The 13401-nt window shown below is 60.2% G+C and carries 11 protein-coding genes and 1 rRNA gene; 5 read left to right on the forward strand and 7 right to left on the reverse strand.

The features are described from left to right. Positions 1–251: 251 nt before the first annotated feature. Together rrf and mrdA are read left to right on the forward strand one after the other, a co-directional pair. Positions 252–367 (forward strand): 5S ribosomal RNA (gene rrf / locus FBY12_RS00010). A gap of 221 nt (positions 368–588) precedes the next feature. After that, complete coding sequence (mrdA, locus tag FBY12_RS00015) at positions 589–2481, forward strand: penicillin-binding protein 2 (RefSeq protein WP_145249870.1); 1893 nt, start codon at positions 589–591, stop codon at positions 2479–2481. A 219-nt stretch (positions 2482–2700) separates the two neighbouring features. Here the strand turns inward: mrdA and FBY12_RS00025 are convergent, their stop codons facing one another. After that, positions 2701–3105 (reverse strand): lysozyme inhibitor LprI family protein, encoded by a 405-nt coding sequence (locus tag FBY12_RS00025; RefSeq protein ID WP_145249873.1) that lies wholly within the window; start codon positions 3103–3105, stop codon positions 2701–2703. Between the two features lie 323 nt (positions 3106–3428). Between FBY12_RS00025 and FBY12_RS00030 the strand changes: the two genes are divergently transcribed. Beyond that, on the forward strand, positions 3429–3917 hold the full coding sequence (locus FBY12_RS00030) for an SRPBCC family protein (RefSeq protein WP_121732724.1): 489 nt from the start codon (positions 3429–3431) through the stop codon (positions 3915–3917). A 690-nt stretch (positions 3918–4607) separates the two neighbouring features. On the opposite strand, the gene inhA is transcribed toward FBY12_RS00030, so the two are convergent. Continuing rightward, complete coding sequence (inhA, locus tag FBY12_RS00035; RefSeq protein WP_145249876.1) at positions 4608–5291, reverse strand: isonitrile hydratase; 684 nt, start codon at positions 5289–5291, stop codon at positions 4608–4610. A gap of 91 nt (positions 5292–5382) precedes the next feature. Between inhA and FBY12_RS00040 the strand changes: the two genes are divergently transcribed. Continuing rightward, positions 5383–6366: a GlxA family transcriptional regulator gene (locus FBY12_RS00040; protein WP_145249880.1), complete on the forward strand. Its 984-nt coding sequence runs from the start codon at positions 5383–5385 to the stop codon at positions 6364–6366. Here the strand turns inward: FBY12_RS00040 and FBY12_RS00045 are convergent. The 4 genes from FBY12_RS00045 to FBY12_RS00060 all read right to left on the reverse strand — a co-directional run bounded on the left by FBY12_RS00045 (position 6335) and on the right by FBY12_RS00060 (position 10761). Next, positions 6335–7237, reverse strand: a complete 903-nt coding sequence (locus tag FBY12_RS00045; RefSeq protein ID WP_256663245.1) for an alpha/beta fold hydrolase — start codon at positions 7235–7237, stop codon at positions 6335–6337. The genes FBY12_RS00040 and FBY12_RS00045 overlap by 32 nt on opposite strands. A gap of 234 nt (positions 7238–7471) precedes the next feature. Then, positions 7472–7867: a hypothetical protein gene (locus FBY12_RS00050; protein WP_121732227.1), complete on the reverse strand. Its 396-nt coding sequence runs from the start codon at positions 7865–7867 to the stop codon at positions 7472–7474. Between the two features lie 274 nt (positions 7868–8141). Further along, positions 8142–9968 (reverse strand): glycoside hydrolase family 15 protein, encoded by a 1827-nt coding sequence (locus FBY12_RS00055; RefSeq protein ID WP_145249886.1) that lies wholly within the window; start codon positions 9966–9968, stop codon positions 8142–8144. Beyond that, positions 9961–10761 carry a glucose 1-dehydrogenase gene (locus FBY12_RS00060; RefSeq protein WP_145249889.1) on the reverse strand — a complete coding sequence of 267 codons (801 nt, stop codon included), beginning with the start codon at positions 10759–10761 and terminating at the stop codon, positions 9961–9963. The genes FBY12_RS00055 and FBY12_RS00060 overlap by 8 nt, the downstream gene beginning before the upstream one ends. 175 nt (positions 10762–10936) lie before the next feature. On the opposite strand from FBY12_RS00060, the gene FBY12_RS00065 reads away from it, so the two are divergent. Further along, on the forward strand, positions 10937–12109 hold the full coding sequence (locus FBY12_RS00065; protein ID WP_121757355.1) for an MFS transporter: 1173 nt from the start codon (positions 10937–10939) through the stop codon (positions 12107–12109). 107 nt (positions 12110–12216) lie between these two features. On the opposite strand, the gene FBY12_RS00070 is transcribed toward FBY12_RS00065, so the two are convergent. Further along, entirely contained in the window at positions 12217–13359 is a 1143-nt protein-coding gene (locus tag FBY12_RS00070) for a cupin-like domain-containing protein (RefSeq protein ID WP_145249892.1), read from the reverse strand. Positions 13360–13401 lie beyond the last annotated feature (42 nt).

Consider the following 13401-nt stretch of genomic DNA (forward strand, 5'->3'; position numbering starts at 1 on the left):
TAGGTTGGGTGTGTAAGCGCTGTGAGGCGTTGAGCTAACCAATACTAATTGCCCGTGAGGCTTGACCATATAACACCCAAGCAATTTGCTTGCTTTGAGCTGAACAGCGAAAGAGCGCCAGATTGCGGTGTGTGAAGACGCAATGAACCGAAAGTTCGACTGTGCACAAAGCCACACACAAATACCGACAGCTGTCACATACCCAATTTGCTGAAGCGCGGCCCTCCGGCCACGATTCGGTACCCGAATTTCTTGACGACCATAGAGCCTTGGAACCACCTGATCCCATCCCGAACTCAGTAGTGAAACGATGCATCGCCGATGGTAGTGTGGGGTTTCCCCATGTGAGAGTAGGTCATCGTCAAGATTAAATTCCGAAACCCCTATCTGCGTATGCAGGTAGGGGTTTTGTTTTTGCCTGCAGGAAAACCAAATCGGGCTCTGTGCTCGAACCAAAAAGTGCAACCGTTCGAGGAAATCGCGCTAAAGCGACTGCGCAGTTTTTGGTATGGTGCAGCTCGTTTTTAACGGACTGATTTCAAGCCTACGGATCGGCTCACCCTTCATCGTCAAAGAGCTGCTGCAGAAATGCCCGAACCAATACCCATCAAGGATCACGAAAAAGAGACGCGCTTGGTCAACAAGCGACTGATGGCCTGCGCCTTGTTTGTTATCGCCATCACCTGCGCACTGGTAGTGCGCCTCTACGTACTGCAAGTCGTCGAATTCGATTACCACTCGACCATCTCCGAAAACAATCGTGTCCACGTGTTGCCGATCACCCCGACACGTGGGCTGATCTACGACCGCAATGGCGTGGTCCTCGCCGACAACCGCCCCAGCTTCAACCTAACCATCACCCGCGAACGCGCTGTCGATGTGAATGAAGAGTTGGACGAAGTGATCAGCCTCCTGCACTTGCCGGCTGAAGATCGCGCGTCGTTCGACAAAGCCATGAAGCAGGGCCGGCATCCGTTTGTGCCGGTGACCTTGTTCTACGAACTCAGTGAAGAGCAGATCGCTGTTCTCGCGGTCAATGAGTTTCGCTTGCCAGGAATCGATGTTGAGCCGCAATTCGTACGGCACTACCCGATGGGCGCGCACTTCGCGCATTCGATCGGCTACGTCGGACGCATCAACGAGAAAGAATCCAAGGTGCTCGACGGCGTCGAATATCGCGGCACCCAATCCATCGGCAAAACCGGCATCGAGAAATTCTACGAGTCGCAGTTGCACGGTCACGTCGGCTACGAAGAAGTCGAAACCAACGCGCAGGGCCGCGTACTTCGCGTGCTCAAACACACCGACCCGATACCCGGCAAAAACATCGTGCTGAGCCTCGACGTCAAACTTCAGGAAGCTGCCGAGGACGCCCTGGGTGATCGCCGTGGCTCGGTGGTTGCGCTTGATCCGGCGACCGGCGAAGTGCTAGCGATGGTCAGCAAACCGAGTTTTGATCCGAACAGTTTTGTCACCGGCATCAGCTTCAAGGAATACGCGGCGCTGCACGATTCCATTGACCGGCCGCTGTTCAACCGCGTGCTGCGCGGCCTCTATGCGCCGGGCTCGACGATCAAACCGGAAGTCGCCATTGCCGGCCTCGACGCTGGCGTAGTCACGCCGCAAACCCGCGTCTTCGATCCCGGTTACTACCAACTGCCGGACTTCGATCACAAGTACCGCAACTGGAACCACAGTGGCGACGGCTGGGTGGACATGGACGCGGCGATCATGCGATCCAACGACACCTACTTCTACGACCTTGCGCACAAACTCGGCATCGATCGGTTGCACGATTACATGGCCATGTTTGGCCTCGGCGAGAAAGTTTCGCTCGATATGTTCGAAGAATCTGCCGGCCTGATGCCGTCGCAATCGTGGAAACGCGCCACCCGCCGCCAGCCTTGGTTCCCCGGTGAAACAGTGATTCTTGGCATCGGCCAGGGCTACATGCAGGTGACGCCGCTGCAATTGGCGCAAGCCACGGCCCTGATCGCCAACAAAGGTGTGTGGAACCGTCCGCATCTGGCCAAGACCGTCGACGGCGTCGCGCCGGTAGACGAGCATCCGATGCCGAACATTCTGCTCAAGGACCCGCGCGACTGGGAGCAGGTCAACCACGGCATGCAAATGGTCATGCACGACCCGCGCGGGATTGCCCGGGCTGCAGCGGCTGGCGCGCAATATCGCATCGCTGGCAAGAGTGGTACGGCGCAAGTTGTGGCGATCAAGCAGGGCGAGCGGTACAACCGCGCCAAAACGCTGGAGCGTAACCGCGACAATGCCTTGTTCGTCGGTTTCGCCCCGGCCGAACACCCGAAGATCGTGATATCGGTGATGATCGAAAACGGTGAGGCCGGCGGCCGCGTTGCCGGCCCTGTGGTGCGGCAGATCATGGACGCCTGGTTGCTCGATCAGGACGGCCATCTCAAGCCGCAATACGCCACGCCGGCCAAACCACCGGGTGATCCGCACGTCTGAGCGAACATGGATGAATGGGCGGCTAAAGAACCAGTGACTTAGCTGCCCGTCGAGCGCGCCTGCAAAATGTCGATACGCGGCGTTTGCGCCCGGCTCATCGCTGCTCGCGCTGCCATAGCAAATGAATGTCGACGTCGACAATCCCCGCGTACAGCGGCAGGCGCCAGCAATCCGGCGTCGGCGCGATAACGCGCGGCAGCGCTCAAATCCCCCGCAATCTCAAACCCCCGGCACCGGGCAGCTCAAATCACCTTCTTCACACTTCAGATAACGCTTGAAAGCCTCGACCCGCTGCTGGGTCAGATTCGTCGTGCAGTTTCTGTAAATCAGTGGATAGACGCTGCCGCCGTCGACCCCGGACGCCGAGAACTTGCACTCCGAATCACGAAACGCCACCCAGTTACGTTGCGCGCCGACCAGCAGCTTCTTCGCGTCCGGGTTGTCTTTCAGGCGTTTGGTAATTTGCTGGTACAGCGCGTTCAGCTCCTTGTCCGCCGCTTTGTTCTGCTCGGCCGCGCAACGATTCATATCGCCCTGATTGGTCGCATTGTCACAGTCCACAGCCTGCACAAAAGTGCTGAACAACAACAATGGCGTCAGCGCCAGGAGGGAGCGTAAGTGCATGGGAGAACCTCGCGATGATCGGAAAAGTTGAAGTGCAGTGTAGCGAAGCGAAAGTCCATAATCCAACACCGCTCCTGTAAGGGCGAGCCTGTCAGTTGATGGATGGACTGACTCAAACAGCGCTTTCGCGAGCAGGCTCACTCCTACAGAAAAGCGTCTTCAGTTGAAGCCATGTATTCGCGCTCAAAGCCTCAAATGCACAACTTGCGCTCGCAAACGCAGCGGCATATTTCAGGTCTTGGCGATTGTCTCGCGTGCTTGATACAACTTTAGGGTGGGTCTTGTGGTCTTACAGGCCTACTGTTCTTTACAGGAGGTGACTTATGAATCCAGCATCAGATCGCATCGAAAGGAAGATTTTGCTCAAGTCGCCGCGTTCGCAAGTCTGGCGCGTGGTGGCCAATGCCGAGGCGTTTGGCCAGTGGTTTGGCGTGGCGCTTGAGGGCAAGCGCTTTGTTGCGGGTGAGTGGACGCAGGGGCAGATTACCTATCCCGGTTATGAGCACTTGCTGTGGAATGTGTTGGTGGAGCGGGTCGAGCCGGAGCGGGTGTTTTCGTTTCGCTGGCACCCGTATGCGGTCGAGCCTGGCGTCGATTACTCCCAGGAGCCGACCACGCTAGTGCTGTTCGAGCTCGAAGACATGGATAACGGCACGTGGCTCAAGGTGACTGAATCCGGTTTTGACCATATTCCGCAAAATCGCCGGCTCAAGGCGTTCCGCATGGACAGCCGTGGCTGGGATGAGCAGATGAGCAATATTGAAGAATTTTTGAAACCCGCCGCGAAGATTGTTGAGCAGCAGAGCGATTGATTGGCTGCGGTTGGGTTTTTCGTGGGTGGAGCGGTCGTGGTAACCAATAAATAGCTGAGAGCCTTATCAATTAAGGCCTGCAGGTTTGATGCCTTAGCCGTCTAAGGGTTTGCGGAAGGGTAGCTATGGCGAATGTCTTACACGCGTTAGCAGCTATGTCGTCTATTGCGCATTGGATCCGAAGCGTAATCTAGCCTCATCAACTGAAGCACAGGGAGTGCTCAGGATCACGGATGATCGACCATAAGCAAGGACACGCTGCCGACAGGGAGTCGTAATGGTCTTGGGAAAAACCCGCTTCGGCGGGTTTTTTTTGGTCTTTCGAAAACTGCGATTTTGCTGGTTATGGTCAAACGCTTACACGCAGGTGCGGGTATGTCGTCTGTTTAACCTGCTGCGAAGCACTTATTCTGGATCCATCAACTGAAGCACAGGAAGTGCTCAGGATCATGGATGATCGACCATTAGCCAGGATGGCTGCCGACAGGATGTCGCGATGGTCTTGAGAACCCGCTTAGGCGGGTTTTTTTTCGCCCATCAAAAAACCGTTTTTGTAGGAGCGAGGCTTGCCCGCGAAGAACGATGATGCGGTTTGCCTGTTGCACCGTGTCATCGTTCATCGCGGGCAAGCCTTGCTCCCACAGGTAATGCCAGGTCATGCCAGGCCAGTTCAGCCCGGTTCAGGCCTATTCAAATCCCGAGTCTGGCCGCAGCGCGTTCGGTGATTGCTTTACGCTGTTGATACGACGGTGCCGCGCGCCGCTGCGCTTCTTGCACGATGCTCTGTGGCGCGGTGTCGGGGCTGCCGGCCTGGAACGGTGGGGCCGGCGCGTATTCCAGTTGCAGCTGGATGACCTGCGCGGTGTCCTCGTCGAAGAGTTCGGCGGCCAAGGTCAGAGCAAAGTCGATACCGGCGGTGATTCCGCCTCCCGTCAGCAGATTGCCATCGCGCACCACCCGCTCATTCACCGGCACCGCGCCCAAGGTCCCGAGCAAATCGTGATACGCCCAATGGGTGGTCGCGCGTTTGCCCTTGAGCAGGCCGGCCGCGCCGAGCACCAGCGAGCCGGTGCACACCGACGTCACGTAACGCGCATTGGCGGCTTGAGTGTTGATAAACGCCAAGGTCGCTTCATCCTCCATCAACGGCCCGACCCCGGCACCACCGGGAATGCAGATCACGTCCAGCGCTGGGCAATCGTCGAACGTGGTGGTTGGTTTCAGCACCAGCCCGGTGCTCGCGGTCACTGGCATCAGGTCTTTCCAGATCAAATGCACGTTCACGTCCGGCAGTGAGGCCAGCACGTCATAAGGCCCGGTCAGGTCCAATTGTTGAACCTGCGGAAACAGCAAAAAACCGATCTGCAGCGCCATGGCATTTTCTCCTGAGTTGGGGGTGGACGGCTTCACTGTAGGCTCGTAGGATTTGGCGTATCCGCCAATTACCCCACGAATCCCGCCAATCATGCCTAAAGCCATCCATGTGCTCGCATTCGCCAATGTGCAACTGCTCGACGTCACCGGGCCGTTGCAGGTGTTTGCTTCGGCCAACGACATCGCGCGGCAACAGGGTTTGTCTGCGCCATACGCGCCGACGGTGATTGCCAGCGGTGGCGGGGCGGTGATGTCGTCAGCAGGGTTGGCGCTGTTGGCCGAGCCATTGCCGCCAGCGCCCAGCGATACGTTGATCATCGCTGGCGGTTGGGGTGTTTACGCGGCGGCTGAGGATCAGCCGCTGGTGGCTTGGGTGCGTGAACACGCATCGCGTTGCCGCCGCGTGTCGTCAGTCTGCACCGGCGCATTTTTGCTGGCGGCCAGCGGTTGGCTCGACGGTCGGCGCGTGGTGACGCACTGGACGCGTTGCGATGAGTTGGCGCAAAAACATCCGCAGCTGCGCGTCGAGCCCAACCCGATCTTCATCAACGACGGCCCGATCTGGACCTCCGCCGGCGTCACCGCTGGCATCGATCTGGCGCTGGCCATGGTCGAAGAAGACCTTGGCCGCGCGATGGCCCTCGACGTTGCGCGGCAATTGGTGGTGTTTCTCAAGCGTCCGGGTGGTCAATCACAATTCAGCGTAACGCTGTCGTTGCAGCAGGAAGGCAACCGCTTCGACGAACTGCACGCCTGGATCAGCGAAAATCTGACCAAAGACCTCGGCGTCGCCACCCTGGCGCTGCAGGCCGGCATGAGCGAACGCAGCTTCATCCGCCATTACCGTGCCGATACGGGGCAAACCCCGGCGCGCGCCATCGAACTGATCCGCGTCGAAACCGCGCGCCGCATGCTCAGCGACACCGGCCTGCCGGTCAAACGCGTCGCCGCGCAATGCGGCTTTGGCAGCGAAGAAACCCTGCGCCGCAGCTTCGTGCGGGCCATCGGTGTGACGCCGCAAGCCTATCGCGAACGTTTCAGTGTCAGCCTCGCAGCAGATCCAGTAGCGCTTTGATCGTCGCTTCAGGCGCTTCTTCGGGAATGTTATGGCCGACGCCCGCCAACACCCGGCGCTCGTATAGACCGGTGAAATGCTCGAGGTCTTCGTCCTTCTCCGGGGCCGGCCCCACACCATCGTCGGCGCCGCACAGGGAAATGGTCGGCACGCCGATGGTCGGCTGCTTGGCCAGCGCATCTTCGATCCATTCCAGCGCCGGATCGCCGGGGGCGTACATGAAGCGATGCCGATACGAGTGAATCACCACTTCGACGAAATCGGTGTTGTCGAAGGCCGGCGCGCTCAACGGATAACGCTCGGCGTTGCGCGCCCAGGTTGGCGACCACAGTCGCCAGAGCAGTTCGCACAGCGCACGGCGGTTATCGGTCAAGCCTTCGACGCCGCGCGGGGTGTGGAAATAATACTGATACCAGAGCCGATGCTCGGTCTCAGGATCCAGCGGCCGGATCGAGCCGGGAATGTTCTGCACGTTGTACCCATCACCGGTGACCAGGCAACTCACCCGCTGCGGCCACAGCGCCGCGACGATGCATGCCGCGCGTCCACCCCAGTCGTAGCCGCAAAGCGCGGCGTGCGGGAGGGCGAGGGCGTCCATCAGGTCCAGCAAGTCTTGCGCGAGCGCCGCTTGCTGGCCGGAGCGCGGCGTGTCCGGGCGCTTGAACCGGGTCAGACCGTAGCCGCGCAGGTACGGGACGATAACGCGATAACCTTGGGCGGCGAGGGCCGGGGCGACTTCATCGTAACCGCGCGGCGAGTAGGGAAAACCGTGCAGCAGAATGATTGGCTCGCCATTCGCAGGGCCGTGCTGTTCGTAGGCAATGTGCAAGTGCGGCGTGTCAACGTAATGGACGGCTGGCGACTGGGTCACGAGAGAACTCCTGAAAATGGGCACCTGCAAAAACATTCATGCTGATGAAACCGTCCCACACAGCCACGCAACTGTGTGGCGAGCGAGCTTGCTCGCGTTGGAGCGCGAAGCGGTCCCCGACGATTTCCAGTGACCCCAATAATTGGCGACTGCTGCGCAGCCGAGCGCGAGCAAGCTCGCTTGCCACAGGTACGTACTTCGCCGCAGAGGGATTTTTTCACCGCCAAAACTGTGTCAGCTCTGGGTTTCTGCCTCGGCCATCTGGTTGAAATACTTGGTACGGTCCGGCGTAAACGTCACCACCATTTTGGTCCGCGAGCAGGTCAGTGCTTTTTCCACGGCCAGATCGATGTCCAGATCTTCCCCGCGCAAGCCTTGCCACTGCGCCAGGTATTTCAGCGATCCGTATTTTTCGAGTTTTTTCAGGCTGCGGCTCACGCCTCCTTTCCAGCCCAGCACCGGCAGTTCGCCAGCGAGGCACTGTTGGGCGACGTTGGGGAAACGGCTGGCGCGCTGGCGGCCGATTTCCCAGCATTTGATCAGGCCCATGTCAGGGGCTTCCCACAGTTCATTCCGGTTCAGGCCGGAGCGCAGTGGGGCGTCGATGGTGCGGTGGATGCGCTGGATCATTCAGGTTCCTTGAATTCGGGTTGTGTTGGACAGCTCCGCTGTACCCGTTGGAGGTGAATGTTAGGTGCGGATGTAACAGCTGGCAACAAGGTATTTGCCGGTGCCGGACGCAGGGTTGGCAGGGCAGCGGCATCGGTTTTTCAACCGAAAACAGCAGTTACCCTGCACAACCTGGGCGAAGGCTGATGAGATGCCCGAGAGAATCGGCTTCAGGTTTCTCTTCTCACCAGTAAACAGGACTTTTCCGACAACACCTGGTGCCACCAGACCACAGTCAAGGCTGCCACGAACTCTTCTCGCCACTCAGTTTGCGATCGAGAAAACTCGCGGCGCTGATCAACGCCAAGTGCGAAAGCGCTTGCGGCGTATTGCCCAGATGCCGCGCATGGCTGTCGAATTCCTCTGCGTACAACCCTAATGGGTTGGCGTATCGCAACAACTGCTCAAACTCCAGATGCGCTTTTTCGACCTGTCCGGCCCGCGCCAGACATTCCACGTACCAGAACGAACACGCAGCAAACGCGCCCTCGGTGCCGGCCAGACCATCGATCTGCGCATCATCGTTGCGATAGCGATAAACCATGCCGTCGCGCACCAGAGTTTTTTCGATCGCCTCCAGCGTCGCCAGCCAACGCGGATCCTTGGCGCTGACAAAACGCACCAGCGGCATCAGCAGCATCGAGCCATCCAGCGCCGTACCGCCCATGTACTGCACAAAATGCCCGCGTTCTTCGTTCCAGAAGTTTTCCCAGATGTCCGCATAAATCGCCTGACGGGTTTCGTCCCAGCGAGCAAACGGCGCCGGCAGCGAGCGTTTCGAAGCCAGGCGAATCGCCCGGTCCAGCGCCACCCAGCACATCAATCGCGAGTGCAGAAAGTGATGTTGCTCGCCGCGCATTTCCCAGATTCCGACGTCCTTTTGCTGCCAGGTTTCGCAGACCTGATCGACCACTTCCACCGCGTGTTGCCAGCCTTCGTGAGAGATCGCGTCGCCGTACTTGTTGACCAGATACACCGCGTCCATCAGCTCGCCGAAGATGTCCAGCTGAACCTGCTCGTAAGCCTGATTGCCGATGCGCACCGGTTTCGCCCCGCCATGCCCGGCGAAGTGCGTGAGCTCGGTTTCCGGCAGTTCCTGACGGCCGTCGACGGCGTACAGAATGTTCAGTTTCATCGGGCTGCCATTGCAGTCGCTGACGCGTCCGCGCAACCACTTCATGTAAGCGTTGGCCTCGGTGACGAAGCCCAGGCGCATAAACGCGTAGACGGTGAACGAGGCGTCGCGGATCCACGTGTAGCGGTAATCCCAATTGCGCTCGCCGCCCGCCGTTTCCGGCAGGCCGAAGGTTGCGGCGGCGAGGATTGCCCCGTGTTTGCGCGAGGTCAGCAGCTTCAACGCGAGGGCCGAGCGGTTGACCATTTCGCGCCAGCGCCCGCGGTAGTTGGACTGGCCGATCCAGTCACGCCAGAACTTCAGCGTGCGCTCGATGCACAGTTGGGCTGCGCCTTCCTGGAAACGCGGATCGTCAACGGCGCCCAACAGGAACGCCGCACTTTGCCCCTGTTCGAGGGTGAATTCGGCGGTCGCCGCCGCGCCATCCAGGGTCAACGGATGATCGGAATTGAGCCGCATCGATGGCTGGTCCGGCGCTGTAAACACCACGTCGTCGCCGTCCATTTGCGCGGTCGTCGCTGCGCGCGCGTAGTCATGGCGCACCGCGCAACGCATGCGCAGGGTCGCCGTGCCGCTGACCACGCGCACCCGGCGCATCAGCAGCGGCAAGTCATCTTCGTTGTCGCCGATCGGCAGCAGGTCGGTGACTTCGACCACCGCATGATCGCTCAGCCAGCGCGTTTGCAAAACGTTGGTGTCGGGCAGGTAAATCTGCTCGCGGCGCGCGTCGGGCAAATCCGGGGACAACTGGAAAATCCCTGCTTCGGGCGTGTCCAGCAGCGAACAGAATATCGACGGGCTGTCGAACTCCGGCCAGCAGAAAAAATCCACGCTGCCCTTGTCGTTGACCAGCGCCGCGCTGCGCATATCGCCAATGATGCCGTGGGCGTCGATGGCACTTTGTCGTTCGGAATGATGATCAGCCATTGCCACGGAACTCCGGATAGAGGCTCATGCCGCCGTCGATATACAGGGTGGTGCCGACGATGTAGTCGGACGCATCGGCGGCAAGGAAAACCACCGCGTTGGCGACGTCCTCGACGTCACCAACGCGACCGTAAGGGATCAGTTCGAGGAGTTTCTGCTCGGCATCGCCCTCGGTGGCCGCGCGGTTGATTGCCGTGCGAATCGCCCCCGGCGCGACGCCGTTGATGCGGATTTTCTGATGGCTGACTTCTTGCGCGAGGGTTTGCATCAGCATGTCGACGCCGCCCTTGGACGCGGCGTAATTGACGTGCCCGGCCCACGGAATGCGCTGGTGCACCGAACTCATGTGGATGATTTTGCCAGCGGCACGCGACACGCCTTGGCGAACACCTTGCTGGTTGAAGATCCGCAACGCCGCGCGGGCGCAAAGGAACTGCCCGGTGAGGTTGACGCCGATGACTTTGTTCCAGTCATCGAGGCTCATGTCCACGGCGTTCGCGTCTTTTTGCATGCCGGAATTGGCCACCAGAATGTCGAGAAAACCAAAGGCCTTGAGGGTCTCGGCGAACAGCCGCTCGACGTCGGCCTCTTTCGAGACATCGGCGCCGATGGCGATGGCGCGGCCACCGCTGTCATTGATTTGTCGGGCCAGTGCTTCGGCCGGTTCAGCCTGCGAATTGTAGTTGATGACCACCGCAGCACCGGCCGCGGCCAGGGCTTTCGCGGCGCCAGCGCCGATGCCGGAACTGGCGCCGGTGACGAGTGCAACTTGTTGATCGAGGGAAATCTGCATGAGCGCTAGCGCCTTGAGTTGAGGGCCTAAGTAGCTGACTGACGGGGTGGGCTGAGAGTTCATTTGTGCGGTAACGGTGCTGGCGATGGCGCCTTCACATTCCGCCAACAATTCCACGCTTTCCCCGCCACCCGCCTTATGGCAACTTGCAGGCCCGAATCGAGGCCCGCATTCCATGGCAAACCCTTACCGCGAACTGTTCCAGGCGCCTGGCGCGCGTGCGTTTGTGCTGGCCGGGATGATCGCGCGCATGCCGATTTCCATGACCGGCATCGGCCTGATCACCATGCTCGCGCAGTTGAAGGGCGGCTATGGCTTGGCCGGTGCGGTGGCGGCGACGTTTGCCTTGGCCACGGCGTTTTGTGCGCCGCAGGTGTCGCGGCTGGTCGACCGTTATGGCCAGAGCCGGATCTTGCCGGTGTCGGCACTGATCGGTGGCGGGGCGCTGTTGCTGCTGTTGCTCTGCACAAGATTGCAGGCGCCGCACTGGACGCTGTTCGTCTTCGCCGCGCTGGCCGGCTGCATGCCGAGCATGTCGGCGATGGTCCGCGCGCGCTGGACCGAGTTGTATCGCGGCCAGCCGCAATTGCAGACCGCTTATGCGCTGGAATCGGTGCTGGATGAAGTTTGTTTCATCGTCGGCCCGCCGCTGTCGGTCGGTTTGTGCGTGGTCGCGTTTCCCGAGGCCGGGCCGTTGGCGGCGTTGCTGATGCTGGCGATTGGCGTGACCGCGTTTGTCTTGCAACGCGGCACCGAACCGCCAGTGCATGCGCATGAAGCTCACCACATGGGCTCGATCATTCGTTCTGGGGAAATCCGCTTGCTGATGCTGTTGATGACCGCGATGGGCATCATCGTCGGGGTGATCGATGTGGTCAGCGTCGCGTTCGCCCAGCAGCAGGGGCAACCGGCGGCGGCGAGCATTGTGCTGTCGGTTTACGCTATCGGCTCGTGCCTGGCCGGGTTGGCGTTTGGCGCGCTGCGCTCGAAAGTGCCGTTGCCGCGATTGTTTCTGTATGGCGGCGTGATGACTGCGGTGACCACGTTGCCGCTGTTGTTGGCGACGAATATTTTCGGATTGTCGCTGGCGGTGTTTGTCGCCGGATTGTTCTTTGCGCCGACGCTGATTGTGGCGATGGCGTTGGTCGAGCGTATCGTGCCGCCGGCGAAACTGACTGAAGGCCTGACATGGCTGGTCACCGGGCTGAGCATCGGCGTGGCGATTGGCGCGGCGAGTTCCGGGTGGCTGGTGGATGCGTTCGGCGCGCGCAGCGGTTTCTGGATGGCGATCGCGGCCGGGGCGGTGGTGCTTGGCTCGGCGATCCAGAGCTTCCGTCATCTGAAATGATGTTTTACCTGTTGGCGTGAGCCTGCTCGCGAAGGTGTTGTATCAGTTGACCATCCGGCTAAATGCCCCGGAGCAATCGCGAGCAGGCTCACTCCTACAGGGCACGGTTACCAGCCGCGCCCCGAATTGACCCAGAAATTCACCGACAACGACGTCGACACCGATTCCACCTGATGGAACCAGCCTTCAGGTAAAAACAGCAAATCCCCGGCCTCCAGCGTCACCCGCAAAAACGTCACGTCGCGGGCGGTGGGGAAGCGTTGGTAGTCCGGCGCATCCGGGTTGAAATCGCAACCATCGAGGCCACCCTGCGGCGCCGTGGACCAAGTACCCAACGCCTCGCGATGATGCGGCGCGGCCAGGGTAAAAGTCTTCTGGCCCCAGACCTGCGCGAACAGATTGTCGGTGTCGTCGCGGTGCAGCGGCGTCAGCGTGCCTTTGGGGCCGATCCAGATGCGCGGCGCGATAAACAGCGATTGATCGAAGTAGGGCGGGTATTTGATCTGTTGCAGCAATTGCGCCGGCAGGATGTTGTTGCCCATGTACGCCGGCGGCTCGCCATTCACGCTATTCGCACCGTGGACCGCCGGGCTGTCGAGTGAAGCGATGAACTCGGCCATCGACGTCGAACGAAAATCGCGTTCGGTGGAGAACGTCTTCTTCACATAATCGCCATGGCGGGTGATGCCTTGCAGTTCGGCGAAATGCACCAGTGACTCTTCGCGGCTGAGCTTGAACAGCGGCCAGTCCTGCAAGGCATCGCTGATCACCAGCGGAATGCCGTGGGGCAAATAGTCGCTGTCGAACTGCTCTTTTGACAGTTCACTGCGCGGGCGCCGTTCAACGGTGCGCTGGGTCGGCAGGCTGGCGGTCAGGCGTTCGCTGAGGCGCGGCGGGGTCGGGTAGCGTTTGTTCATGTCGACCTTTTGCGCGACGGCGCCGCCATGCCGGGCATGGTCGATGATCTGCGGCAGCATCGTCGCCAGGCCCATGTTGCCGCCGATTTTCAGGCGACCGCTGGCGAACAATTCCTCGACGTTGGCGCTGCCGCCCATGATCCCGAGAAAGTCGTTTTGCGCGACTTCAATGGTCACGTCGGGGCTGGCGTGGCGCCCGGCTTCGGTGCGGCTGCTGGCCTTGACCTCGGACCAGTACGCCTGATGCGGGCCGAAGACAAATTGAAAAACCCCTTCGATGCCGACAGCGCCGGCATTGGCGAACAGTTTGCCCAGGATGGTCTGCAGGTCCACAGCGTGCACTCTTGTTGGTTTTGGTCTGATGAGGGGACGAGC

Source organism: Pseudomonas sp. SJZ131, assembly GCF_007828705.1.
Taxonomy (GTDB): Bacteria; Pseudomonadota; Gammaproteobacteria; order Pseudomonadales; family Pseudomonadaceae; genus Aquipseudomonas; species Aquipseudomonas prosekii.